Origin of the sequence: Xanthomarina gelatinilytica, from assembly GCF_000348685.1 — a bacterium.
GTDB classification, from domain to species: Bacteria; Bacteroidota; Bacteroidia; order Flavobacteriales; family Flavobacteriaceae; genus Xanthomarina; species Xanthomarina gelatinilytica.
Genome location: NZ_ANLA01000014.1, coordinates 1 through 26,218, shown reverse-complemented (window position 1 = coordinate 26,218; position 26,218 = coordinate 1). Strand labels below are relative to the sequence as shown.

20 protein-coding genes are annotated in these 26,218 nt (G+C 36.6%); 18 read left to right on the top strand and 2 right to left on the bottom strand.

What is annotated here, in order from left to right:
* The first annotated feature begins 5 nt into the window (after positions 1-5).
* From D778_RS08930 to D778_RS08885, 10 genes are all read left to right on the top strand, one after another.
* Complete coding sequence (locus tag D778_RS08930) at positions 6-1,787, top strand: endonuclease (protein ID WP_007649846.1); 1,782 nt, start codon at positions 6-8, stop codon at positions 1,785-1,787.
* Positions 1,788-1,958: 171 nt separating this feature from the next.
* A complete protein-coding gene (gene purL / locus D778_RS08925) occupies positions 1,959-5,726 on the top strand; it encodes a phosphoribosylformylglycinamidine synthase (protein ID WP_007649845.1) in 3,768 nt (1,255 codons plus the stop codon).
* Positions 5,727-5,842: 116 nt separating this feature from the next.
* Entirely contained in the window at positions 5,843-7,612 is a 1,770-nt protein-coding gene (locus tag D778_RS08920) for an AMP-dependent synthetase/ligase (RefSeq protein ID WP_007649844.1), read from the top strand.
* Positions 7,613-7,733: 121 nt separating this feature from the next.
* Positions 7,734-8,192 carry a MarR family winged helix-turn-helix transcriptional regulator gene (locus tag D778_RS08915; protein ID WP_007649843.1) on the top strand — a complete coding sequence of 153 codons (459 nt, stop codon included), beginning with the start codon at positions 7,734-7,736 and terminating at the stop codon, positions 8,190-8,192.
* 22 nt (positions 8,193-8,214) lie between these two features.
* A complete protein-coding gene (locus tag D778_RS08910) occupies positions 8,215-10,608 on the top strand; it encodes a 3-hydroxyacyl-CoA dehydrogenase/enoyl-CoA hydratase family protein (protein WP_007649842.1) in 2,394 nt (797 codons plus the stop codon).
* Between the two features lie 130 nt (positions 10,609-10,738).
* Positions 10,739-11,095 (top strand): four helix bundle protein, encoded by a 357-nt coding sequence (locus D778_RS08905; protein WP_007649841.1) that lies wholly within the window; start codon positions 10,739-10,741, stop codon positions 11,093-11,095.
* Between the two features lie 28 nt (positions 11,096-11,123).
* Complete coding sequence (locus tag D778_RS08900) at positions 11,124-12,317, top strand: acetyl-CoA C-acyltransferase (RefSeq protein WP_007649840.1); 1,194 nt, start codon at positions 11,124-11,126, stop codon at positions 12,315-12,317.
* A gap of 36 nt (positions 12,318-12,353) precedes the next feature.
* Entirely contained in the window at positions 12,354-12,716 is a 363-nt protein-coding gene (locus tag D778_RS08895; protein WP_040491978.1) for a four helix bundle protein, read from the top strand.
* 43 nt (positions 12,717-12,759) lie between these two features.
* On the top strand, positions 12,760-14,568 hold the full coding sequence (locus D778_RS08890; RefSeq protein ID WP_007649838.1) for an acyl-CoA dehydrogenase family protein: 1,809 nt from the start codon (positions 12,760-12,762) through the stop codon (positions 14,566-14,568).
* Between the two features lie 84 nt (positions 14,569-14,652).
* Entirely contained in the window at positions 14,653-16,299 is a 1,647-nt protein-coding gene (locus D778_RS08885; RefSeq protein ID WP_040491976.1) for a M1 family metallopeptidase, read from the top strand.
* A 2-nt stretch (positions 16,300-16,301) separates the two neighbouring features.
* Here D778_RS08885 and D778_RS08880 read toward each other — a convergent pair whose 3' ends face one another.
* Positions 16,302-16,979: a Crp/Fnr family transcriptional regulator gene (locus D778_RS08880; RefSeq protein ID WP_040492035.1), complete on the bottom strand. Its 678-nt coding sequence runs from the start codon at positions 16,977-16,979 to the stop codon at positions 16,302-16,304.
* 107 nt (positions 16,980-17,086) lie between these two features.
* On the opposite strand from D778_RS08880, the gene D778_RS08875 reads away from it, so the two are divergent.
* The 8 genes from D778_RS08875 to D778_RS08840 all read left to right on the top strand — a co-directional run bounded on the left by D778_RS08875 (position 17,087) and on the right by D778_RS08840 (position 25,895).
* Entirely contained in the window at positions 17,087-19,462 is a 2,376-nt protein-coding gene (locus D778_RS08875; RefSeq protein ID WP_007649832.1) for a heavy metal translocating P-type ATPase, read from the top strand.
* Positions 19,463-19,542: 80 nt separating this feature from the next.
* On the top strand, positions 19,543-19,734 hold the full coding sequence (gene ccoS, locus D778_RS08870) for a cbb3-type cytochrome oxidase assembly protein CcoS (RefSeq protein WP_007649830.1): 192 nt from the start codon (positions 19,543-19,545) through the stop codon (positions 19,732-19,734).
* 6 nt (positions 19,735-19,740) lie between these two features.
* Positions 19,741-21,933, top strand: a complete 2,193-nt coding sequence (gene ccoN / locus D778_RS08865) for a cytochrome-c oxidase, cbb3-type subunit I (protein WP_007649828.1) — start codon at positions 19,741-19,743, stop codon at positions 21,931-21,933.
* Positions 21,934-21,939: 6 nt separating this feature from the next.
* Positions 21,940-22,125, top strand: coding sequence for a hypothetical protein (locus D778_RS08860; protein ID WP_007649826.1), 186 nt, complete (start codon positions 21,940-21,942; stop codon positions 22,123-22,125).
* Positions 22,122-22,997, top strand: a complete 876-nt coding sequence (locus tag D778_RS08855; RefSeq protein WP_040491974.1) for a cbb3-type cytochrome c oxidase N-terminal domain-containing protein — start codon at positions 22,122-22,124, stop codon at positions 22,995-22,997. Before D778_RS08860 ends, D778_RS08855 begins: the two co-directional genes overlap by 4 nt.
* A gap of 90 nt (positions 22,998-23,087) precedes the next feature.
* Positions 23,088-24,512 carry a cytochrome c oxidase accessory protein CcoG gene (gene ccoG, locus D778_RS08850; protein WP_007649822.1) on the top strand — a complete coding sequence of 475 codons (1,425 nt, stop codon included), beginning with the start codon at positions 23,088-23,090 and terminating at the stop codon, positions 24,510-24,512.
* A gap of 132 nt (positions 24,513-24,644) precedes the next feature.
* The gene (locus D778_RS08845) at positions 24,645-25,091 is read left to right on the top strand and encodes a FixH family protein (RefSeq protein ID WP_007649819.1); all 447 of its coding nucleotides are present in this window, start codon (positions 24,645-24,647) and stop codon (positions 25,089-25,091) included.
* A 102-nt stretch (positions 25,092-25,193) separates the two neighbouring features.
* Positions 25,194-25,895 carry a sulfite exporter TauE/SafE family protein gene (locus D778_RS08840; protein ID WP_040491972.1) on the top strand — a complete coding sequence of 234 codons (702 nt, stop codon included), beginning with the start codon at positions 25,194-25,196 and terminating at the stop codon, positions 25,893-25,895.
* Between the two features lie 72 nt (positions 25,896-25,967).
* On the opposite strand, the gene D778_RS14795 is transcribed toward D778_RS08840, so the two are convergent.
* A partial coding sequence (locus tag D778_RS14795; RefSeq protein WP_040491969.1) for a hypothetical protein occupies positions 25,968-26,218 on the bottom strand: 251 nt, incomplete at its 5' end.

Genomic DNA, 26,218 nt, shown 5'->3' with positions numbered 1-26,218 from the left:
AAAGAATGAAACATTTTTACACCTTACTATTATTACTGGTTTCAGTAACTACTTTCGCTCAAATTCCAGCTGGTTATTATAGCACTGCAACAGGAAGCGGTTACACCTTAAAAACACAATTAAAAAATATAATCACCAATGGCCATAGTCCTAAAACCTACGATCAATTATTTGATTTGGCAACAGGTTACAGAGCAACAGATGTCGATGATTTTTATGAAAACGATGGATCTGTAATGGATATGTACTCCGAGAATCCAACCTCAACAGATCCTTATAATTACAGCTATTATGCCAACCCAAGTGACAAGTGTGGAAACTACAACAGCGAAATGGATTGCTATAACGGCGAACATTTAATGCCTCAAAGTGTCTATGGAAGTGCCATGCCAATGGTTGGAGACATACATCAAGTAATCCCAACCGATGGTTATGTAAACAATGGACGAGGCAGTTTGGCTTTTGGTGAAACAAATTCAGCCACTACAACCTATATGAATGGTTCTAAAAGAGGCCCTAGCAGTATCTCTGGCTATTCGGGAACTGTTTTTGAACCTATAGACGAATTTAAAGGAGATATTGCAAGATGCCTGTTGTATTTTGCTGTAAGATATGAAGACCAAGTGGATTCATGGAGCCACCCTATGTTAAATGGCACTAACGATCAAGTTTATGAGGATTGGTTTATTGCCTTACTTTTGGATTGGCACAATAATGATGCCGTTAACCAAAGGGAATTGAACAGAAACAACGCAGCATACATTCATCAAGGAAACAGAAACCCTTTTATAGACAATCCTAGTTATGCCAATATGATCTGGAACCCAACTCCAGATACCGAAGCACCTACAGATCCAATAAACTTGGTAGCTTTTAATCCTCAACCTCATTCGATAGAACTTTCTTGGACTGCCTCAACAGACAATATTGGAGTTATTGCTTACGATATTTATATTGATGATGTTTATACTAATTTTACAACAAATCAAACATCAATTACAGTTTTAAATTTAGGAGTAAATACAACTTATTGTTTTAAAGTAAAAGCTAGAGATGCTGCTGGGAATGAGTCTGGATTTAGCAATGAAGCCTGCGAAACAACTCAAGAAGAAAATGGCTCAGGTCTATACTGTATAAATGAAACTTTTAACGATATCCCAGCAAATTCAAGTTCATATTCAGATAGAACGTGGACTGGAGATCAAGGATATACTTGGAATGCTACGGATGCTCGTACAGACCAAACTCTAAACGGAAGAGCTATTACTATTCGTAATGGTATGCTAAACACTAATCCTGATTTTGAATTTATTGAAAGTGTAACCATAACGACACAAAGAGTTTTTGGAGGAGATTCTGGAACTTTTGATTTGGTTATAAACGGAAATATTATTGCAACAATCCCTTATAGTGACACAGCTCAAACTACTACAATTCCTTGCAATATTTCTCAAGTAACATCATTTGTTATCAATAACAATACTAATCCTTCAAATCGTGTAATGTTCGATGATTTGAAATGGACTTGTGGGCTTTTAAGCAATGAAGAATTCAGTCAAGAGACTTTCAACATCTATCCAAACCCTGTTTCAAATCAATTAAATATTCAATTGAATAGTACAGAAAAAACTCAAATAGAAATTTATAACATTCTAGGGAAAAGAGTGCTAACTAAAACAATACATCAGTCTCAAAGCATTCAGCTTGACAATTTAAATTCAGGTGTATATATTTTAAAACTCACACAAGGAAATACAACCATAAGCAAGAAGCTTATTAAAAAATAAATACAAAAGCGACTATAACCAGTCGCTTTTTTTTTGGTTAATAACCACGTGAATAACTCAAAATTTTCAAGAATGTAAATAGCAATTATTACGCTGAAAAAAAGTAAATTTGCACTTTAAAAGAAAACAACCTGTCTGCCAAATAAGCAGGCACAACCTAACTCATACATAATGATTCATTTCTTCGGAAACCAAAACAGCAAAGTTTTTGCTGTTCAAGCAACAAAAGAATTATCAACTGAAACCATCTCTAAATTGGTATGGTTATTTGGCAACCAGCCAAAAATAGAACAAGCATCTCTCGATGCTTTTTTTGTTGGTCCTCGTGCTGCCATGATCACACCTTGGAGTACCAATGCTGTTGAAATCACCCAAAATATGGGAATAGCAGGCATTACAAGAATTGAAGAATTTCAAGCTGTAAATGCAGACTTCAAAGATTTTGACCCAATGATTTCAGAGAAATATCAAGGCTTGAATCAAGAAACGTTTACCATTAACATTCAGCCTGAGCCTATTCTGGAAATTGAAGATATTGCAGCCTATAACCAACAAGAAGGTTTGGCCTTAAGTGATGAGGAAATAGACTACTTAAATGGTGTTTCAAAAAAAATTGGGAGACCCTTAACAGATTCTGAAGTCTTTGGGTTCTCTCAAGTGAATTCTGAACACTGTCGCCATAAAATCTTTAATGGCACTTTTGTAATAGATGGTAAAGAAAAACCTACCTCTCTTTTCAAACTAATAAAAGAAACCTCAAAACAACATCCAAACGATATTGTTTCAGCCTATAAAGACAACGTAGCCTTTATTAAAGGGCCAAAGGTGGAGCAATTTGCTCCTAAAACAGCAGATAAACCAGACTATTACCAAGTGAAAGAATTTGATTCTGTCATTTCCCTAAAAGCTGAAACCCATAATTTCCCTACAACTGTTGAGCCATTTAATGGTGCTGCAACAGGTTCTGGTGGTGAAATTCGCGATAGATTGGCTGGAGGAAAAGGCTCGTTGCCACTTGCTGGAACTGCTGTGTATATGACAGCGTATTCCAGACTGGAAGAAACCCGCCCTTGGGAACAAAACATGCAAGCACGACCTTGGTTGTACCAAACACCAATGGATATTTTAATAAAAGCAAGCAATGGTGCTTCAGATTTTGGAAACAAATTTGGTCAACCTTTAATTTGTGGCTCTGTGTTAACTTTTGAGCATGACGAAAACAGCGATGCCGTTCAGAGTGCCAACGAAGAATATAAACTACGAAAACTTGGTTACGATAAAGTGATCATGCAAGCAGGTGGTATTGGATATGGTAAAGCAGACCAAGCTTTAAAAGACACACCTAAAGAAGGTGACAAAATCGTGATTCTAGGTGGTGAAAATTACCGAATTGGAATGGGTGGAGCTGCTGTATCTTCAGCAGATACAGGAGAATTTGCTTCTGGTATTGAACTGAATGCTGTGCAACGTTCCAATCCAGAAATGCAAAAGCGCGCTGCCAATGCCATTCGTGGCATGGTGGAAAGCGATGAAAATCATATTGTGTCCATTCACGACCATGGAGCTGGTGGACATTTAAATTGTCTTTCAGAATTGGTTGAAGACACTGGTGGGAAAATCGATTTGGATAAGTTACCTGTTGGCGACCCAACTCTTTCGGCTAAAGAAATAATTGGAAACGAATCTCAAGAACGCATGGGATTGGTCATAGCCGAAAAACATTTAGAAACACTAAACCGAATTGCAGAACGTGAACGTTCACCTATGTACACTGTTGGTAATGTGACGGGAAACCATCGGTTTACGTTTGAGTCTAAAACCAAAGGCGATAAACCTATGGATTTGGCTCTTGAAGATATGTTTGGTAGTTCTCCAAAAACCATCATGACAGACAAAACGGTTCATAGAATATATAAAGACCTGAGCTATAATTCCAAAAATATTCTGGACTACCTGGATCAAGTATTGCAGCTGGAAGCTGTTGCTTGTAAAGATTGGTTAACCAATAAAGTAGACCGTTGCGTTGGTGGTAAAGTAGCCAAACAGCAATGTGCAGGCCCTTTACAACTTCCTTTAAACAATTGTGGTGTAATGGCCTTAGATTACAATGGGAAAGAAGGCATTGCAACCTCTGTTGGCCATGCACCTATATCTGGTTTGATTTCACCTACAGCTGGAAGTAGAAATGCCATTGCTGAAGCCTTAACAAATGTGGTTTGGGCACCTTTAAAAGACGGATTGAAAAGTGTATCCTTATCTGCCAATTGGATGTGGCCTTGTAAAAATGAAGGTGAAGATGCGCGTTTATACGAAGCTGTAGAAGCTGTATCACAATTTGCTATCGAGTTGGGCATAAACGTTCCTACTGGAAAGGATTCGCTTTCCATGAAACAAAAATATCCTAATGAAGAGGTTATTTCCCCAGGGACAGTCATTATTTCTGCTGCTGCAAATTGCAACGATATCCATAAGGTAGTTGAACCTGTATTCCAAAAAACCGAAACCTCTGGAACTGGCACTATTTATTATATCAATCTATCTCAAGACCAATTTAAATTGGGAGGTAGTTCGTTTGCGCAAGTGCTCAATAAAATTGGAAATGACACTCCATCCATAAAAGATGCGCAACAATTTAAAAACACATTCAATACCATACAACAGTTAATAAAAGAGGATAAAATTGTTGCTGGACATGATGTGGCTTCTGGTGGTTTAATTACAACCTTACTGGAAATGTGTTTTGCCGATGTGAATCTGGGAGCCGAATTAGACCTGACGGAATTAGCAGAAAAAGACTCTGTAAAACTTTTATTTGCTGAAAATTCTGGAATTGTCTTCCAAGCTACAGATAATTCGGTGGAGCAGGTATTAACAAATGCCAATATTGAATTCTTTAACATAGGAAAAGTCACAAATTCTGATGTTTTAAGCATCATTAACCACCAAGAGGTGTTTACACTTACTGTCTCTAGATTACGTGACGTTTGGTACAAAACCTCCTACCTACTGGACCAAAAACAAACGGCAAACAACTTGGCTCAAGACCGATTTGACAACTATAAAAAACAGCCTTTACAGTATAAATTCCCGAAGCATTTTACTGGAAAATTATCAGACGTCATTGCGAGTGAAACGAAGCAATCTGATTCAGAAAAGGAGATTGCCACGTCACGAGCTCCTCGCAAAGACAGGCCAAAAGCTGCTATTCTACGTGAAAAAGGATCTAATTCAGAGCGCGAAATGGCCAATGCCATGTACTTAGCTGGTTTTGACGTGAAAGACGTGCACATGACCGATTTAATTTCTGGCCGTGAAACCTTGGAAGATATTCAGTTTATTGGTGCTGTTGGTGGTTTTTCAAATTCTGATGTTTTAGGTTCTGCCAAAGGTTGGGCAGGCGCTTTTATGTACAACGAAAAAGCCAATACTGCCCTCAAAAATTTCTTTGAAAGAGAAGACACACTTTCGGTTGGTATTTGTAACGGTTGCCAGTTAATGATGGAACTAGACCTTATTAATCCAGAGCATGAGCAGCATGGTAAAATGGTGCATAATGATTCTCATAAACACGAGAGCTCATTTACGTCTGTGAAAATTCAAGAGAATAACTCTATTATGCTTTCAACCTTAGCAGGTAGCACACTAGGTGTTTGGATTTCTCATGGTGAAGGAAAATTCAACCTTCCTTATGCTGAAGATCAGTACAATATTGTAGCAAAGTATGGTTATGCTGAATATCCTCATAATCCAAATGGTTCAGATTTTAATACAGCTATGATGACTGATAAAACTGGAAGGCATTTGGTGACTATGCCACATATTGAGCGTTCAACATTTCAATGGAACTGGGCCAACTACCCTAACGGGCGTAAAGACGAAGTCTCTCCTTGGTTGGAGGCCTTTGTGAATGCTAGAAAATGGCTGGAAAACAAAAAATAGAATATTTAAATAATTATAAATCAAGGAGCTTTCATTTTTTAAGCTCCTTTTTTTATGGCAACAATTAAATATCACTTTTTTTTCATAATTTGCAAGTCTTCAAATTCCATAAACAGATGACTCAAATTACCAGACTTTTCGATTTTCCGTATCACCAATTAAAAACTTACAATTTAGAAAAAGCTTTTACTTCAAAAAGCAACGGAAATTGGGAGTCCATATCCTCAAAGGAATATGTAAATCAAGCAAACGCTATCAGTAGAGGCTTGTTACGTTTGGGAGTGAAGCCTAACGATAAAATTGCTGTTATTTCAACCACCAACAGAACCGAATGGAATGTCTTGGATATTGGTGTATTACAGGTTGGTGCTCAAAATGTACCTATTTACCCTACCATTTCCAAGGAGGACTACGAATACATTTTAAATCACTCAGAGGCAAGTTATTGTTTTGTTTCTGATGCTGAAATTTTAGAAAAACTTAACCCCATTAAAAGTCAAACAAAACTAAAAGCCATTTATACTTTTGATGAAGTTGATGGAGAAAAAAACTGGAAAGAAGTTTTGGAATTAGGAAAGGACGACAGCAACCAAAAAGACGTTGAAACCAGGAAAAGTGCAGTAACAACCGACGATTTGGCAACCTTAATTTACACTTCCGGAACAACAGGTAGACCTAAAGGGGTCATGCTTACCCATAAAAATATCGTGTCCAACGTATTGGATAGTGAAAAACGTGTCCCTTTTGATTATGGGCATTCAAAATCGTTGAGTTTTCTACCAGTTTGTCATGTATTTGAACGCATGATCCTGTATCTATATCAATATTGTGGTGTTGAAATATATTTTGCAGAATCCATAGAAAAAATGAGTGACAACCTAAAAGAAGTCCAACCTCATGTCATGACAGCTGTACCACGTTTATATGAAAAAGTGTACGATAAAATAATCGCTAAAGGAGCAGATCTTAGCGGCATTAAAAAAGCCTTGTTCTTTTGGGCTGTGGAATTGGGCCTTAAGTACGAACCTTATGGATCCAATGGTTGGTGGTACGAAACACAACTTAAATTAGCTAGAAAACTCATTTTCAGCAAATGGAAAGAGGGTTTAGGTGGTCAGTTGGACCTTATGGTCTCTGGAAGCGCAGCATTACAACCTAGATTAACCAGGATTTTCGCAGCAGCCGAAATGCCAATTATGGAAGGTTACGGCTTAACCGAAACCTCACCTGTAATCTCTGTGAACGATCAAAGGGATGGTGGTTTTAGAATTGGAACCGTTGGTCGCATAATAGATAATGTAGACGTTAAAATTGCTGAGGATGGCGAAATTTTGGTAAAAGGACCTAATGTCATGAAAGGTTACTACAAAGAACCTGAAAAAACTGCCGAAGTTATGACAGGCGACTATTTCCATACTGGAGACATAGGTGAAATTGATAGTGATGGCTTCCTGAAAATAACAGACAGAAAAAAAGAAATGTTTAAAACTTCTGGCGGAAAATACGTAGCTCCTGCCCTATTGGAGAACCAGTTTAAACAATCCCGTTTTATAGAACAAATTATGGTGATTGGTGAAGGCGAAAAAATGCCTGCAGCATTAATCCAAGTCAATTACGAATTTATTGAAGAATGGGCAAAAAGACATCATATTACATTTAAATCTAAAGAAGATATAGCCTCTAACCAAAAACTAAGGGAAAGAATTCAAGAAGAAATAGATGAGGCCAATAAAAAGTTTGGTCATTGGGAACAAATCAAAAAATTTGAAATAACACCAAATGCTTGGACCATTGAAGATGGTCACTTAACACCTACCATGAAAATGAAACGAAAGGTTATTAAAGAAATCTACAAAGACCTCATCGAGAAAATATATCGCTCTTAAATCACAAACTCCTTTATTTGATAAAGGAGTTTTTTTTAACCCATTTCCTATTAAAATTTTTTAAATTTATTATGCATGCATAATAAATTTTACTTATCTTTGGATTTCATAAACACTAAATATGAAAGATAAAACCATTGATTATATTCTAAGAACCACATGGTTAGCTGTCCAAAAAATGTACAATGAAGAAGCTGCAAAATTTGATAGCACCATGGCCACTGGCTTTACTTTATTAAGTATAGACCCAGAAAGTGGAACCCCTTCAACATCCTTAGGTCCAAAAATGGGTATGGAGGCAACCAGTTTGTCCAGAATATTAAAAACTATGGAAACCAGAGGTTTAATTGAAAGAAAACCCAATCCTGAAGATGGTCGTGGTGTCTTGATTTACTTAACCGATTTTGGAAAAGAAAAAAGGGCCTACTCCAAAGACAGGGTGTTAAAATTCAACGAAGCCATCAAGAAAAATATTCCTTTGGAAAAATTAATGGCGTTTTATGAAGTAGCAGAAACCATAAACGATTTAATTTCAAATAAAAAAATATATACCAACGAGGTTAACAACATCAAGTATTAATAGATAAATCATTTAAAATAAAATGAGTACAAGACGTATTAAAAAAATAGCCATTATAGGTTCCGGAATCATGGGAAGTGGTATTGCATGTCATTTTGCCAATATTGGTGTGGATGTGCTATTGCTGGACATTGTTCCTAGAGAACTTACCGATGCTGAAAAAGCTAAAGGTCTCACTTTAGAAGATAAAGCTGTAAGAAACAGGATTGTAAACAATTCCTTAACGGCTTCTTTAAAATCAAAGCCCTCTCCTATTTACCATCAATCTTTTGCAAACAGGATTACTACTGGTAATTTAGAAGACGATATTGCAAAGGTAAAAGATGTAGATTGGATCATGGAAGTGGTTGTAGAGCGTCTTGACATTAAAAAACAAGTTTTTGAAAAACTTGAAAAACATAGAACGCCTGGAACTTTAATTACGTCTAATACCTCTGGAATCCCTATTAAGTTTATGAGTGAAGGACGAAGCGACGATTTCCAGAAACATTTTTGTGGCACACACTTTTTCAATCCAGCGCGTTACTTAAAGTTATTTGAAATCATTCCTAGTCCCAAAACATCTCAAGAAGTTTTGGATTTCTTAAATGAATATGGTGAAAAATTCCTGGGCAAAACCTCTGTGGTTGCCAAAGATACACCTGCTTTTATAGGAAACAGAATTGGTATTTTCGGCATTCAAAGTTTGTTCCATCAAGTCAAGGAAATGGATTTAACGGTTGAAGAAGTCGATAAATTGACTGGTCCAGTGATTGGTCGTCCAAAATCGGCAACCTTTAGAACGGTTGATGTGGTTGGTTTGGATACTTTGGTTCATGTGGCAAACGGCATTTATGAAAATTGTCCTAATGACGAAGCTCATGAGCTGTTTAAACTGCCTGATTTCATCAATACCATGATGGAAAACAAATGGCTGGGAAGCAAAACTGGCCAAGGATTTTATAAAAAAGAAGGAAAGGAAATAAAGACTTTAGATTTAAACACCCTTCAATATAGAGATAAAAAATCGGCAAAATTTGCCACCTTAGAGCTGACAAAAACTGTCGATAAAGTTATTGACCGTTTTCCAATTCTAGTTTCTGGAAAAGATAAAGCTGGAGAATTCTACAGAAAGAATTTTACTGCCATGTTTGCTTATGTATCCAATAGAATCCCAGAAATTTCAGATGAATTATATAAAATAGACGACGCGATGAAAGCTGGATTTGGCTGGGAACATGGTCCTTTCCAAATTTGGGATGCCATTGGTGTGGAAAAAGGCATCGAACTCATGAAAGCCGAAGGTTTGGAGCCTAATGCCTGGGTAAAAAACATGCTCGCAACAGGCAACAAAAGCTTCTATACAGTTAAAGATGGAGCAACCTATTTTTATAACATTCCAACCAAGTCTCAAGAAAAAATTCCTGGTCAAGATGCCTTCATTATTTTGGATAACATTAGAAAATCAAACGAGGTCTTTAAAAACTCGGGAGTCGTTATCGAAGATTTGGGAGATGGTATTTTAAACTGTGAATTCCAGAGTAAAATGAACACCATTGGTGGTGACGTACTCGCTGGATTGAATAAAGCAGTGGATTTAGCTGAAAAAGATTTCCAAGGCTTGGTCATTGGTAATCAAGCTGCAAATTTCTCTGTTGGAGCCAACATTGGAATGATTTTCATGATGGCTGCCGAACAAGAATACGACGAGCTTAACATGGCCATCAAATACTTCCAAGATACCATGATGCGTATGCGTTATTCAGCAATTCCAACTGTAGCTGCTCCTCATGGAATGGCGCTAGGTGGAGGCTGTGAACTTTCCATGCATGCAGATAAAGTGGTTGCAGCTGCCGAAACTTACATCGGACTTGTAGAGTTTGGTGTTGGTGTGATTCCTGGTGGTGGAGGTTCTAAAGAAATGGCTTTAAGAGCTTCTGATACATTTAGAAAAGGTGATGTAGAATTAAATGTGTTGCAGGAGTATTTCTTAACCATCGGAATGGCTAAAGTAGCCACTTCGGCATACGAAGCTTTCGATTTAGGCATTCTTCAAAAAGGAAAAGATGTGGTAGTCGTTAATAAAGACAGACAAATTGCAACTGCCAAAGCTTATGCAAAATTAATGGCAGAAGCTGGTTATACGCAACCTGTAAAACGTACAGACGTTAAGGTACTTGGGAAGCAAGCCTTAGGAATGTTTTTAGTAGGAACAGATTCTATGGAAGACAGTAATTACATAAGTGAACACGACCAAAAAATAGCTAATAAATTAGCTTACGTAATGGCTGGAGGCGATTTATCGGAACCAACCTTGGTAAGTGAACAATATTTATTGGATTTAGAACGTGAAGCATTCTTATCACTTTGTACTGAAAGAAAAACTTTAGAACGCATTCAGCACATGTTGAAAACTGGAAAACCACTGCGTAACTAGTTGTAAAAGTACTAAGTATTTGGTACAAAGAATTAAGTACTGAGTACAAAGACAAGGAATTAAAAAAATATAATTTAAATGAATTTTTTAAGTCTTAATACTTAATACGAACTTCTTAATACTGGAAATCATGCACAGATTTGAAGAATTGAAAATATGGCAAAAAGCAATGAATATTACAGAAAATTGTTATAGAACTACTAAAAATTTTCCTGTAGAAGAAAAATACGGGTTGACATCTCAATTAAGAAGAAGTGCAGTTTCTATTCCTTCAAATATTGCTGAAGGTGCTGGACGAAATACTAATGGGGAATTCATGCAGTTTTTAGGAATTGCCAACGGTTCTTCATATGAATTATTAACACAACTTTATTTATCCAAACGATTAAATTTAATTACAGAAGAAAAAGTAAGACCAATAATCAGTGAAATTCTAGAGGTTACCAAAATGAACTATTCTCTTCAACAATCACTTAAACAGTCTTAATACTTGATACTAAAATCTTAATACTATTATGAGCAAACAAGCTTACATTGTAAAAGCATACAGAACAGCCGTAGGTAAAGCACCAAAAGGCGTGTTCCGTTTTAAAAGAACAGATGAGTTGGCAGCAGAAACCATCAAGCACATGATGAAAGAATTGCCAAATTTAGACAAGAAGCGCATCGACGACGTGATTGTTGGAAACGCCATGCCAGAAGGTTCACAAGGATTGAACATGGCACGCTTTATTTCATTAATAGGCTTAGAAAGCGTGGATGTTCCAGGTGTTACCGTTAACCGTTTTTGTGCATCTGGTATTGAAACAATAGCTATGGCTTCGGCTAAAATTCAAGCTGGAATGGCAGATTGCATCATTGCTGGTGGCGCAGAAAGCATGAGTGCCGTACCAATGACAGGCTTTAAGCCAGAACTGAATTACGATACCGTAAAAGCAGGTCACGAAGATTATTATTGGGGCATGGGAAATACAGCAGAAGCAGTTGCAAAACAATTCAAGGTCTCTCGTGAAGATCAGGATGAATTCGCATACCACTCACATATGAAAGCATTAAAAGCTCAAGCTGAAAATCGTTTTCAAGATCAAATCGTACCTATAGAAGTAGAACAAACTTATATAGACGAAAACGGGAAAAAAGCTACCAAATCTTATACAGTAACCAAAGACGAAGGACCAAGAAAAGGAACCAATCTTGAAGCTTTGGCAAAATTACGTCCTGTATTTGCTGCCAATGGTAGCGTGACTGCAGGAAACTCCTCTCAAATGAGTGATGGTGCAGCTTTTGTTATGATTATGAGCGAAGAGATGGTTAAGGAATTGGGATTGGAACCTATAGCAAGATTGGTAAATTATGCTGCTGCTGGTGTTGAGCCTCGCATCATGGGAATTGGTCCTGTAAAAGCCATTCCAAAAGCTTTAAAATTAGCAGGATTAAAACAAGACGACTTAGCACTTATAGAATTAAACGAAGCCTTTGCTTCACAATCCATAGCGGTAATTCGCGAATTAAATCTAAATCCGGATATCATTAATGTAAATGGTGGAGCGATAGCACTTGGTCATCCTCTAGGATGTACAGGAGCCAAACTTTCAGTGCAATTATTTGACGAGATGAGAAAGCGTAATATGACTGGTAAATATGGAGCTGTAACCATGTGTGTAGGAACAGGACAAGGTGCTTGTGGAATATTTGAGTTTCTTTCCTGAGTAGAAAATAGAATATAGAAAAAAGAAAAAAGACTGATGTGTGCTAAGAATAGACATAATTATAAGAATCTGAAAATTTGGAAACTTGGATTAGAAATTACTAACGATATATCAGACTTATTACTAAATTTTCCGAAGCATGAAAGATTTGATCTTAGTTCACAAATAAGCAGATGTTCTATATCAATGCCTAGTAATATTGCCGAAGGATCTGCAAGAACAGATAAATCTTTCAGTCATTTCCTAGATATTGCTTTAGGCTCTTCTTTCGAATTAGGCACACAACTATTAGTAGCAAAACACAGAAATTATATAAATAACGAAACATTAAAAATACTTGAAGAAAAAATAGAAGAATTCCAACGAATGACAATGGGATTCCAAAATGGGCTAAATTGAGTCTATTCTCTATTATCTATCTTCTTTAATCTAAAATTACATTATGGAAACAAAAGATAAAGAATTATTAAGAGGTGGTCAATTCTTGGTGAAAGAAACAAAATGTGAAGACGTTTTTACTCCTGAAGATTTTTCAGAAGAACAAAAAATGATGAAAGAAGCCGTTATGGAATTCAATGAACGCGAGATCATTGCCCATAAGGCAAGATTTGAAGCTAAAGACTTTGCATTTACAGAAGAAGTGATGCGTAAAGCTGGAGAACTTGGCTTTTTAGGTGTTGCTGTTCCAGAAGCATATGGAGGTCTGGACATGGGATTTGTGTCTACCTTATTGGTTTGCGATTACATATCCAGTGGAACTGGCTCCTTTAGTACTGCTTTTGGTGCGCATACAGGAATTGGAACCATGCCAATTACGCTTTATGGAACCGAAGAACAAAAACAAAAATATGTGCCAAAATTAGCCACAGGCGAATGGTTTGGAGCTTATTGCTTAACAGAACCTGGAGCTGGTAGTGATGCCAATTCTGGAAAGACAACGGCAACCTTATCAGAAGATGGTAAATCATACAAAATCAACGGACAAAAAATGTGGATTTCGAACGCAGGATTTTGCCGTTTAATGATTGTGTTTGCAAGAATTGAAAACGATAAAAACATTACTGGATTTATTGTGGAATATGATAAAGACAATCCTAATGGAATCACTTTGGGCGAAGAAGAACACAAACTGGGTATTCGTGCCTCTTCAACACGTCAGGTATTCTTTAACGATACCGTTGTTCCAGTTGAAAACATGTTAGCTGGTCGTGGTGAAGGATTTAAAATTGCCATGAACGCCCTTAACGTTGGCCGAATAAAATTAGCTGGTGCTTGTTTGGATTCTCAACGTCGTATTTTAACAACCGCTGTTCAATACGCAAACGAGCGTAAACAATTTAATACACCTATTGCAGATTTTGGGGCAATAAAATACAAGTTGGCCGAAATGGCTGCAAGTGCTTATGCAGGAGAATCCGCAACATACAGAGCTGCAAAAAATATTGAAGATAGAATTGCTTTAAGGGTAGCCGCTGGAAATTCGCATCAAGAAGCAGAACTTAAAGGTGTTGAAGAATATGCCATAGAATGCTCCATTTTAAAAGTAGCTGTTTCTGAAGATGTACAAAATTGTGCAGACGAAGGCATCCAAATATTTGGTGGTATGGGATTCTCTGAAGAAACGCCTATGGAAGCTGCCTGGAGAGATGCCAGAATCGCTAGAATTTATGAAGGTACCAATGAAATAAACAGAATGCTATCGGTAGGTATGCTTGTTAAAAAAGCCATGAAAGGCCATGTGGATTTATTGGGTCCTGCAACAAAAGTTCAGGAAGAATTAATGGGAATCCCATCTTTTGAAACACCTGATTATTCTGAGTTGTTTTCTGAAGAAAAAGAGATGATTGCCAAGCTTAAAAAAGTATTCTTAATGGTTGCTGGAGCTGCAGTTCAAAAATTTGGCCCAGATTTAGAAGAACATCAACAATTATTGATAGCTGCTTCTGATATCTTGATTGAAATCTATATGGCTGAATCTGCCATATTAAGAACAGAGAAAAATGCGAAACGTTTTGGTGAAGATGCACAAGCTGTACAAATTGCCATGGCTAAATTATACTTATACAATGCTGTCTCTATTGTTGAAAAAAACGGAAAAGAAAGTATTATTTCTTTTGCTGAAGGAGACGAGCAACGCATGTTGCTTATGGGATTAAAACGTTTTGTGAAATACACTAATTATCCAGATATCGTTGATTTAAGAATTGCTATTGCAGAAAAAGTAAAAGCTGAAAATAAATATTGCTTTTAAATTAAGTTTGGTTAGAAGGAAAAAAGTCGTTTCAATTTGAAACGGCTTTTTTTATTTTCATTAATTTAGTGCAAAATTATCCACATGAAGAATACATTCCTAAGTTTTGTATGCATATTCTTGGTTTCTATTACAAACCAAGCTCAAGAACTCCTTTCAGAAAAAAACAGTTTTACCCATCAAGACACCTTACGTGGTTCCATAACCCCAGAACGTGCATGGTGGGATTTAACCTATTACCATTTAGATGTAAAAATAGCTCCAGAAACCAAATCCATTTCTGGTAAAAACACCATTCAATACACCGTTTTGGAACCTTACAAGGTCATGCAAATAGATTTGCAAGCACCTCTAAAAATTACCAAAGTGGTCCAAAATGGTAAAGAATTGGACGTGAAACATAATGGGAATGCGCATTTTATAAGCTTAATAGACCAGCAACAAAAAGGAAGCATACAATCTTTAGACGTATATTACGAAGGCAAACCAAGAGAAGCCAAAAAAGCGCCTTGGGATGGAGGGTTTACTTGGGAAGAAGACAAAAATGGCTTTCCATTTATAGCCACATCCTGTCAAGGTCTGGGAGCCAGTGTTTGGTGGCCCAACAAAGACCATATGTACGACGAGGTGGACAGCATGTTGATTAGTGTTAACGTTCCTAAAAACCTAACAAATATTTCCAACGGCAGATTAAGAAACATTGAAAAACATAGCGATAATACAGTAACCTCCCATTGGTTTGTTAGCAATCCCATAAACAACTATGGTGTAAATGTAAACATTGGGGATTACGAGCATTTTTCTGAAATATATGAAGGTGAAAAGGGTCCTTTAACCATGGATTATTATGTTTTAAGGGATAATTTGGTAAGGGCTAAGAATCATTTTAAAGATGCACCCAAAATGATGAAAGCTTTTGAACATTGGTTTGGTCCCTACCCTTTCTACGAAGATGGCTTTAAACTTGTTGAAGTTCCATATTTAGGGATGGAGCACCAAAGTTCCGTGACTTATGGCAATCAATACAAAAAAGGATATTTGGGCAACGATGTTTCAGGCTCTGGTTGGGGATTGAAATTCGATTTTATCATCATTCACGAGTCTGGTCACGAATGGTTTGCCAATAACATTACCTATAAGGACATTGCTGATATGTGGATCCATGAGAGTTTTACATCGTATTCCGAAAACCTGTTTGTAGACTACTATTATGGGAAAGAAGCCTCTTCCGAATATGTTATAGGAGTTAGAAAAAACATCAAGAACGACAAACCCATCATTGGGCCATATAATGTAAACAAAGAAGGCTCTGGAGACATGTATTACAAAGGCGCCAACATGTTGCATACTTTGAGACAGCTTATTGAAGACGATGAAAAATGGCGAGACATATTACGTGGTTTAAACAAAACCTTTTACCATCAAACAGTCACCACCCAACAAATAGAGAATTATATTAGCGAACAAAGTGGCATTGATTTAACTGCTTTTTTTAATCAGTACTTGAGGGACACTCGCATTCCAACCTTGGAATACTCCATTGATAACAACCAGTTAAGATACCGTTGGATCAATATAGTAGAGGGTTTTGACATGCCAATTCAAGTGACATTGGACAATAACAAGCAATGGATATACCCAACTGCTGAATGGAAAACCATGCCTATTGAAGATCACACTATGGAAGTGGATTTAGATTTTTATGTGGAAGTGAAAAAAGTGGAAAATTAAGATTATTCCACACGCTTTAAACCTTCTATATCTTCAATTTTTATTTGCTTTCCTGTAGTGGATATCAAACCTTCTTTTTTAAATTGAGATAAAACCCTTATGGCAGATTCTGTTGCAGTTCCAACCACACTGGCATAATCTTCACGGGAAAGGACCACGTTTAATATGCCATCTTTATTAACGCCAAAACTGTTGTGTATATATAAAAGTGCTTCGGCTAAACGTTGCTTAACCGATTTTTGAGCCATGTTTACAATAACATTGTCCGATTCTTTTAAATCGTGAGCCATTTGTTTTAGCATGTCCATGGAAAAATCGGAATTGTTTTTAAGATTGCTGAATATTTCGGCTTTTGGGATAAAGCACACTTCCATGTTGTTTAAAGCTACAGCACTTAAATTTACAGACTCATCACTGATTAAGGACCGTTGCCCAAGCAAATCGCCTTTTACAACCAACTTTACAATTTGGTCTTTTCCGTTGGCACTTAACTTGGTTAGTTTGCAAATTCCATCCTTAACACAGTAAACCCCTTTTAAGGTTTCACCTTCTTCAAAAATAACTTCCCCTTTTTTGATAAACCTGGATGTTTTGCATCCAGATATGTTCATCAACTCCTCTTTTGATAACGACTTTAAAGAATTAAACTCCCTTATAATACACTGTTCGCACTTACTCATACCCATTTTTTAAAGTTTTGTAAAATTAATCAAAACATGACAAATATCATATCTAAATTCTTACTATCTTTTAACCTTTGTATCGGGTTTAAAAGAGCAAATTATTTATGGAGCATCAGTCATGTTTCCACTGTGGTGATTCTTGTGGCAATCATGTCATTACATTTCAGGAAAAATCTTTCTGTTGTAATGGTTGTAAGACCGTATATGAAATTTTCTCAGAAAACGATTTAACTTGTTATTACGATTTACAGAGTGCTCCTGGAGCCATTCCTAAAGAAATTCAAGGGAAATACGATTTTCTGGAACAACAAAACATTATAGACAAGTTGTTGGAGTTTAATGATGGCAACACGCAAATTGTTACCCTGTACATTCCTCATATTCATTGCAGTTCCTGTATATGGATCCTGGAAAACCTCAACAAACTAAATCCTGGCATCTCTTCCTCTCAAGTAAATTTTGGAAAGAAAAATGTTCGAATTACTTATAATTCCAATCTATGTTCCTTAAAAGACGTAGTTATCTTGGTAAGTTCCATTGGATATGAGCCCTACATAAGCTTGGAGGATTTTAAAACCGGAAAAAGCAATGTAAACAGATCTTTAATCTACAAATTGGGAGTGGCTGGCTTTGCTTTTGGGAATGTGATGTTTTTATCGTTTCCAGAATATTTTGAAGTTGGCGAATACTGGCTGGAACAATACAAGTATTTGTTTCGTTGGCTAATGTTTGCCTTTTCTGTTCCGGTTATTTTTTATTCGGCACAAGACTATTTTATATCGGCCTATAAAGGCCTTCGTTCTAAAATCTTAAATATAGATGTCCCAATTGCACTTGGAGCAGCTGTTCTGTTTTTAAGAAGCACCATTGAAATTATTTTCGATTATGGTTCCGGTTTTTTTGACAGTTTAACAGGGTTGATATTTTTCTTGCTCCTAGGGAAGTTTTTTCAACAAAAAACCTATGCCTTCTTATCTTTTGAACGCGATTACAAATCGTATTTCCCTATTGCTGTAACCAAAATCTCTAAAGATGGCAAAGAAATCCCTATTCAGGTTTACGATATTAAAAAAGGCGACAGGTTACTGATAAGGAATGAAGAATTGATTCCTGTAGATGGTATTTTAATTAGTGGCAAGGCTTCCATAGATTACAGTTTTGTTACAGGTGAATCGGAAACCGTCTCCAAAAAGTCTGGAGATAAACTGTTTGCTGGAGGCAAACAAACCTCTGGAGTTATAGAAATGGACGTGTTAAAAACAGTGGAACAAAGTTATTTAACGCAGCTTTGGAGCAACGATGTGTTCAGCAAAAATAAAGAAGATGGTTTTACAACCCTTACCAATGCCATAAGCAAAAAGTTTACTTTTGCCGTATTAAGCATTGCTTTTATAGCCACTGCGTATTGGTTGTATGTAGACTCCTCTAAAGCTATAAACGTTTTTACTGCTGTTTTAATTATTGCTTGTCCTTGTGCCATAGCACTCTCTGCGCCTTTTACTTTTGGAAATTTGTTGCGCATTTTTGGTAAACTTAAGTTTTATGTGAAAAATGCTTCGGTTATTGAGCAACTGGCCGAAATAAACACCATTATTTTTGATAAAACCGGAACCATAACTACCAATAAAAAAAGTCATGCAACCTATCAAGGAGATGCACTTACAGCTTCGGAAGAAATGCTTTTAAAAAACACACTTCGTGGATCAAATCATCCATTAAGCAGAACTTTATATGATATTTTAGATGAACACAACATCATTACCTTAAATCATTTTGAAGAACATTTGGGGAAAGGCATTGAAGCTTCACATAACAACAACAATATAAAAATTGGTTCAGCCAGTTTTGTTGGAAACACTTCAGACACCACAGTCCTGAATACTTCGGTACATATAAGCACCAATAATGTTTACAAAGGTAAATTTACTTTTTACAACAATTACAGGAAGGGATTGTCAAAGCTTTTCAATAAGTTAAAAAAAGAGTATGATTTGGTAATTTTATCAGGAGATAATGAAGGAGAGCAAGAAAATCTAAAAAAATTGTTACCTTCGAAGACGAAGCTAATATTTAATCAAAAACCAAACGACAAGTTGGAGTATATTAAATATCATCAAACCGAAGGTGCCAAAGTTCTCATGATTGGAGATGGGCTTAATGATGCTGGAGCTTTAGCTCAAAGCAATGTTGGTATTTCCATTTCTGAAAACGTGAATGTGTTTTCACCAGCATGTGATGCCATTTTGGATGCTTCAAAGTTCAATCAGTTATTTAAATATATAAAAGCGTCAAAAAGCGCTATTAAGATTATAAAATGGAGTTTTGTTTTATCTTTTTGCTATAACGTAATAGGGCTTTATTTTGCAGTAACAGGACAATTGGCACCAGTTATTGCTGCTATTTTAATGCCTTTAAGTTCCATTAGCATTGTAGTTTTTACTACCATTGCAACAAATTTATTGGGCAGAAAGTTAGAATGATTACAAATAAAATGAACATGACAATTATCATGTTTTTAAAACAGTCTCAACATTATTTTTGAGGCATAACTTCAATAGGTATGAGTGTTATTTACATATTACTAAGTATCAGTATTATAGTTGCCATATTCTTTTTTATTGCATTTATCTTGGCAGTAAGAAGTGGACAGTTTGATGATGGTTACACGCCATCTGTAAGGATGCTTTTTGAAGATGAACTAGTAAAAGAACAAACAAAATCAACAAATAAAGAACCAAAAAAGACTAATTAAACTATTATGGAAGTACAACAATTCTATTACGATAATAAAATCGTTAAAAATTTCCTTTATGCAACCATGCTTTGGGGAGTTGTGGGTATGTTGGTAGGATTACTATTGGCATTTATGTTTTTATTCCCAAATCTAACCGACGGTATTTCGTGGTTAAGCTTTGGCCGTTTAAGACCTTTACACACAAATGCTGTAATTTTTGCCTTTGTAGGAAACGCCATTTTTGCTGGAGTATATTATTCCACACAGCGTTTGCTTAAAGCCAGAATGTATAGCGATGTTTTAAGTAAAATTAACTTTTGGGGCTGGCAATTAATTATTGTTGGAGCAGCTATCACGCTTCCTCTAGGATTTACCACTTCAAAGGAATATGCTGAATTGGAATGGCCTTTTGATATTGCCATTGCTGTGGTTTGGGTGGTTTTTGGAGCCAATTTAATTGGAACCATGATTAAAAGAAGACAAAGACACCTTTATGTAGCTATTTGGTTTTATATAGCCACATTTGTAACAGTTGCTGTACTTCATATTTTCAATAGTTTAGAGCTTCCTGTTTCAGCATTTAAAAGTTACTCGGTGTATGCTGGTGTTCAAGATGCCTTGGTACAATGGTGGTATGGTCACAACGCAGTGGCATTCTTCCTGACCACGCCTTTCTTAGGTTTAATGTATTATTTTGTACCTAAAGCAGCTAACAGACCTGTATATTCCTATAGACTTTCTATTGTTCACTTCTGGTCCTTAATATTTATTTACATTTGGGCTGGACCTCACCATTTATTATACACAGCTTTACCAGAATGGGCACAAAACCTTGGAGTTGCCTTTTCTGTGATGTTATTAATGCCTTCTTGGGGTGGTATGATCAACGGATTGTTAACCTTACGTGGAGCTTGGGACAAAGTACGTACAGATCCTGTTTTAAAATTCATGGTTGTGGCCATTACGGGTTATGGTATGGCAACTTTTGAAGGACCTATGCTGTCCCTTAAAAACGTAAATGCCATTGGACACTTTACAGACTGGATTATTGCCCACGTACACGTTGGTGCTTTGGCTTGGAACGGATTTTTAACCTTCGGGATGATTTATTGGTTAATACCTAGATTGGTAAAAACCAAATTATATTCTACGGCTTTGGCCAATTTCCATTTCTGGATTGGGACTTTGGGTATCATTATGTATGCCTTACCACTGTATGTAGCAGGTTTTACACAAGCAAGTATGTGGAAACAATTTAATCCAGATGGTACCTTGGTTTACGGAAACTTTTTAGAAACCGTTTCCGAAATCATGCCAATGTACTGGATGAGAGCCATTGGTGGTACTTTATTCTTAACAGGTATGTTAATCATGGTTTACAACATCATTGTTACCATTAAAAAAGGTAGTGCAGTTACCGATGAGTTGGCTGAAGCACCTGCATTACAAAACGTATCAAAAAGTCGTACAGCTGGTGAAGGATGGCACACTTGGTTAGAGCGTAAACCTATAAAATTAACCATTTATGCTACCATAGCAATTTTAATAGGTGGTATTGTGCAAATTGTTCCAACCATTATGGTAAAATCGAACATTCCTACAATTACAAGTGTAAAGCCTTATACGCCGTTGGAATTGGAAGGACGTGACATTTACATTCGTGAAGGTTGTGTTGGATGTCACTCACAAATGGTTCGTCCGTTTAGAAGTGAAGTGGAGCGTTATGGTGAGTACTCCAAAGCTGGAGAATATGTTTACGACCATCCATTCCTTTGGGGAAGTAAACGTACAGGACCAGATTTACACCGTGTAGGTGGTAAGTATTCAGACAACTGGCACTTAAACCATATGTACGATCCACAAAGTACATCGTCAGGTTCCATCATGCCAGCATACCAATGGTTGGTAAAGAACGAACTTGATAAATCGCACACGGAAACCAAAATGAGAACCATGGTAAAACTAGGGGTTCCATACACAGAAGAAGAGATTGCCAATGCCCAACAACACATGTTGGAACAAGGTACTCAAATAGAAAAGAACCTGTATTCCGATCCAGATTTTGCTGAAACCTATGAAGCAGACAAACAAGCTGGTGGTGAAGATTTTATAGAAATGCGTAATCGAGAAATTGTAGCACTTATTGCTTACTTACAACGATTGGGTACAGATATTAAAGTTCAGGATTTAGACGAGGTATCAACCACAGAAAACTAAGAAACCATGTTAAAATACGTAAAAAACCATATGGAAACAATAGCTGGAGTTGAGATCTTCCCTATTATTTCTTTACTGATATTTTTTATCTTCTTTGTGGTTCTGTTTTGGTGGGTTTTTACTGCCAAAAAAGATTACATAAACGAAGTAAGCAACATACCATTAGATAACCAAAAAGACAATACATTATGAGACATTTAATCCCTTCATGGGTAAGAGTACCCTTAGTATTCTTTATCATTTTCGGACTAGTAGAATACTTTGTTAGTTCTGGTAAACAACCTGCATTTATAGAGTATCCCATGGTACTGTTATTTTTGGTTTTTGTTCTATTTGTATTAATTGCAATTGAAGCCATAGTAAATTCCTTAGAGAACATTCTATATCAAAGTTTAGACGAAGCAGGTAAAGCAAGATATGACGCCAAAAAACCACAAAGCTCTAAACTGATGGCTTGGATCAATTCGGTGTATCAAAAGTCTTTAGGTTCCAAACCAGTGACTGAAGAACACGAAATTATCCTGGAACACAATTATGATGGCATCAAGGAGTTGGATAACGACCTTCCACCTTGGTGGTTATATGCCTTCTACGCCTCTATTGTCTTTGCTGCTGTATATTTGGTAAGGTTCCACATTTTTGATGGAGAAAACCAATACGATGAATTGGAAACGGAATATGCCGAAGCTAAAATAGCTCTTGAAGAATACAAAAAAACAGCTAAAGATTTAGTGGATTTCAATACGGTGGAAGTATTAACAAGTGCTTCCGATTTAAGTGCCGGTAAAGCTATTTATGAAGAAAACTGTGTGGCCTGTCATATGTCAGATGGTGGTGGAGGTATTGGACCCAACCTAACGGATGAGCACTGGATTTTAGGTGGAGGCATTAAAAACGTGTTTAAAACAATTTCTGAAGGTGGTAGAAACGGAAAAGGGATGATTGCCTGGAAACAAAGTTTAAAACCATCGGAAATTGCTCAAGTATCCAGTTATGTTTTACAATTTCAAGGGACAACTCCTGCCAAGCCTAAAGAGGCAGAAGGAGATGTCTGGAAAGAGTAAAAAAAATTATAAAAACAACATTGGAGTCAAGAATTAAGACCACATCTTCCAACCAACCTGTCTTAATTCTTGATTCATTAATCTCAAATCATGGAAACTCCAGAAAACGAATCATTTAGAGACTCCATAGGCACGCTAACTGAAGATGGAAAACGTGCTTGGGTATATCCTAAAAAACCAAGTGGAAGATTTTACGAATATCGCAAGATAGTTAGCTATATTCTCTTACTGTTTTTAATTGCTGCGCCATTTATTAAGGTTAATGGCAACCAGTTTTTAATGTTCAATATTTTAGAACGACGCTTTAATATCTTTGGCTTTCCTTTCTGGCCACAAGATTTTCATTTATTTGTAATTTCCATGATTATAGGAGTTATTTTTATAGCTCTTTTTACCGTAAGTTTTGGTAGGATTTTCTGTGGATGGATCTGTCCACAAACCATTTTTATGGAAATGGTTTTCCGTAGAATAGAATACTGGATAGATGGAGATAGAAACAAACAACGAAAACTGGACAAACAACCTTGGAATGCCGAGAAAATTAGAAAACGTGTATTAAAATGGTCCATTTTTGTTGTTATTTCATTTTTAATTGCCAATGTCTTTTTGGCTTACTTGATAGGTAGCGATAAACTGATACAGTATATTAAAGATGGCCCACTGGAGCATACAGGTACCTTATTCCCTTTAATTATTTTTACGGCTGTTTTTTACTTTGTATTTGCTTGGTTTAGAGAACAGGTATGTATTATTGCTTGTCCTTATGGCAGATTGCAAGGTGTGCTATTGGACAACAAATCGATAGTGGTTGCTTACGACCACAAACGTGGTGAAGGTGAAAACGGCAGAAAGAAATTTAGAAAAGGGGAAGACAGGGAAGCCTTGGGACATGGTGATTGTATAGATTGTTTGCAATGTGTACATGTTTGCCCTACCGGAATAGATATTAGAAATGGGACCCAATTGGAATGTGTTAACTGTACAGCTTGTATAGATGAGTGCGACCACATTATGGAGAGCATTAATTTGCCTAAAGGCCTTATTAGGTATGCCAGTGAAGATGAAATTGAAAAGAAAGAAAAATTCAAGTTAACAGCCAGAATGAAAGGTTATATTGCTGTTCTTGTTATTTTAATTGGTGTTCTTTTTGGCATGCTCTTGCTAAGAAATGATGTTGAAGCGACCGTTTTAAGGTTGCCAGGACAGCTTTATGAACATAAAGAAGGCGATATTATAAGTAACGTATTTACCTATAAGCTTATTAATAAAACCACCAAAACCATAGAAAACGTAAGTTTTAAACTTAGAAAATACAAAGGGGAAATTAAATTGGTTTCCAACTCTAACACGTTTACGGTCCCAGAACAAGGGATGGCCGAAGGGACTTTGTTTATAGAGATTGATAAAAAAGACCTAGAGGATGATAAAAACAAATTGGTGATAGAGGTTTATAGTGACGACAAATTGATAGAAACCACAACCGTAAACTTTTTGGCTCCTAGAAGTTATCATTAGTTGGTAGTTTTTAGTTGTTGGTTTTTAGTTGGTGATGATTTTATAAGATGAAGGCTATTCAATCTCGGAAAATTATTTGTTTACTTGCTTATTGCTAAGGGGTTTAAAAGGAAAGATATAATACATTTTGATATGAAAATAAATTGGGGAACAGGTATTGTTATTGCTTTTATATGCTTTATTAGCTTTATCATGTATTTTATTATTAGTATGAATACCAATAGTAAATACGATCATGATTTGGTGATAGAGGAATACTATAAAGCAGAATTGGGCTTTCAGGATGAAATAAATAAGGAGAAAAATTCCAAAAACCTTTCTGAAAACCTAAGTTGGAGTAAAACTGAAGAGGGTTTGCTAATTTCTTTTCCGGAAAATTTAGATTCTGACAAGATTTCTGGGACTGTTTATCTATACAGAACTTCCAATAAAAAGCTGGATTTTGATATGCCTATTGCTATTGATAAGCATGGCATGCTTATTCCTAAGGACAACATGCTGGAAGGCAGATGGAATTTAAAAATAGATTGGACCTATCAAGATGATGCCTTTCTGTATAAAAAAGAAATCATGTATTAAATTTGGGTTACCTAGCTGCAGTTGAAGGGTGCTTTTGGTATCTTTTTAAAAAATAGGTTTAGACTGCGCTTTACCTGACACACATATATTAATTGTAAAAACATGCTTTGGTCTGCACTTGTACTGGGTCTTTTAGGTAGTTTCCACTGTGTTGGTATGTGTGGTCCCATTGCCTTTATGCTGCCAGTGGACAGGAGTCATTCTTTAAAAAAGGTCCTTCAAATAAGTACTTATCATTTTGGGAGGTTGCTTGCTTATAGTTTTATAGGCCTTGTTTTTGGACTTGTGGGCAAAGGGCTTTATCTTTTTGGAGTACAACAACAATTATCCATTGTTATTGGTGTTTTAATGATTGTGGTTGTTTTGATTCCTACACAAACATTCAATGCTTATAATTTTTCCAAGCCTATTTATAGGGTGATTTCCAGGGTGAAAACGGGTTTGGGACAGGCCATGAAAAAGAAAACGGCCGATACGTTTTTAACCATTGGGTTTTTAAACGGGTTTTTGCCTTGTGGTTTGGTTTATTTGGCTGTTTTTGGGTCTTTGGCCACTGCCAACGCCTTACAGGGTAGCTTGTACATGTTTTTGTTTGGTTTGGGGACCATTCCTTTAATGACCACTGCCATTTATTTGGGGAAATTTTTAAATGCCAACATCAAACAGCGTATACAAAAGGCTATTCCTGTGTTTGTGGTTGTTATTGGATTGTTGTTTATAGTAAGAGGGTTGGGACTTGGTATCCCCTACCTCTCTCCTGCTCCTGTTGTGGAGATGGTTGAAGGTGACATGGATTGTGACTGATGTTTTATAGCTGTTGTGGGTTTTGGTTTTGTAAACGGCCTTAAGAACCTGAGCACGCTTTATGTTAAGGCTTTAACGCAGATGCTGGGGAGGGTGTATTAATGGGCTGTGGTGCTTTATTACTCTAGGAACATGGTCGATAACTCCAGGAACATGGTCCATCACTGGAGTGTACCGCTCAATCACTGAAGTGTACCACTCAATCACTGAAGTGTACCACTCAATCACTGGAGTGTACCACTCAATCACTGGAGTGTACCACTCAATCACTGGAGTGTACCACTCAATCACTGGAGTGTACCGCTCAATCACTGGAGTGTACC

Bases quoted from the DNA above. Each gene is read 5' to 3' on its own strand.
- D778_RS08895 (WP_040491978.1), top strand. From the start codon at position 12,354: ATGTGTGCTAAGAATAGACATAATTATAAGAATCTGAAAATTTGGAAA.
- D778_RS08900 (WP_007649840.1), top strand. From the start codon at position 11,124: ATGAGCAAACAAGCTTACATTGTAAAAGCATACAGAACAGCCGTAGGT.
- D778_RS08930 (WP_007649846.1), top strand. From the start codon at position 6: ATGAAACATTTTTACACCTTACTATTATTACTGGTTTCAGTAACTACT.
- D778_RS08880 (WP_040492035.1), bottom strand. From the start codon at position 16,979: ATGAGTAAGTGCGAACAGTGTATTATAAGGGAGTTTAATTCTTTAAAG.
- D778_RS08905 (WP_007649841.1), top strand. From the start codon at position 10,739: ATGCACAGATTTGAAGAATTGAAAATATGGCAAAAAGCAATGAATATT.
- D778_RS08860 (WP_007649826.1), top strand. From the start codon at position 21,940: ATGTTAAAATACGTAAAAAACCATATGGAAACAATAGCTGGAGTTGAG.
- ccoN (WP_007649828.1), top strand. From the start codon at position 19,741: ATGGAAGTACAACAATTCTATTACGATAATAAAATCGTTAAAAATTTC.
- ccoS (WP_007649830.1), top strand. From the start codon at position 19,543: ATGAGTGTTATTTACATATTACTAAGTATCAGTATTATAGTTGCCATA.
- D778_RS08920 (WP_007649844.1), top strand. From the start codon at position 5,843: ATGACTCAAATTACCAGACTTTTCGATTTTCCGTATCACCAATTAAAA.
- D778_RS08885 (WP_040491976.1), top strand. From the start codon at position 14,653: ATGAAGAATACATTCCTAAGTTTTGTATGCATATTCTTGGTTTCTATT.
- ccoG (WP_007649822.1), top strand. From the start codon at position 23,088: ATGGAAACTCCAGAAAACGAATCATTTAGAGACTCCATAGGCACGCTA.
- purL (WP_007649845.1), top strand. From the start codon at position 1,959: ATGATTCATTTCTTCGGAAACCAAAACAGCAAAGTTTTTGCTGTTCAA.
- D778_RS08910 (WP_007649842.1), top strand. From the start codon at position 8,215: ATGAGTACAAGACGTATTAAAAAAATAGCCATTATAGGTTCCGGAATC.
- D778_RS08845 (WP_007649819.1), top strand. From the start codon at position 24,645: ATGAAAATAAATTGGGGAACAGGTATTGTTATTGCTTTTATATGCTTT.
- D778_RS08915 (WP_007649843.1), top strand. From the start codon at position 7,734: ATGAAAGATAAAACCATTGATTATATTCTAAGAACCACATGGTTAGCT.
- D778_RS08855 (WP_040491974.1), top strand. From the start codon at position 22,122: ATGAGACATTTAATCCCTTCATGGGTAAGAGTACCCTTAGTATTCTTT.
- D778_RS08875 (WP_007649832.1), top strand. From the start codon at position 17,087: ATGGAGCATCAGTCATGTTTCCACTGTGGTGATTCTTGTGGCAATCAT.
- D778_RS08890 (WP_007649838.1), top strand. From the start codon at position 12,760: ATGGAAACAAAAGATAAAGAATTATTAAGAGGTGGTCAATTCTTGGTG.
- D778_RS08840 (WP_040491972.1), top strand. From the start codon at position 25,194: ATGCTTTGGTCTGCACTTGTACTGGGTCTTTTAGGTAGTTTCCACTGT.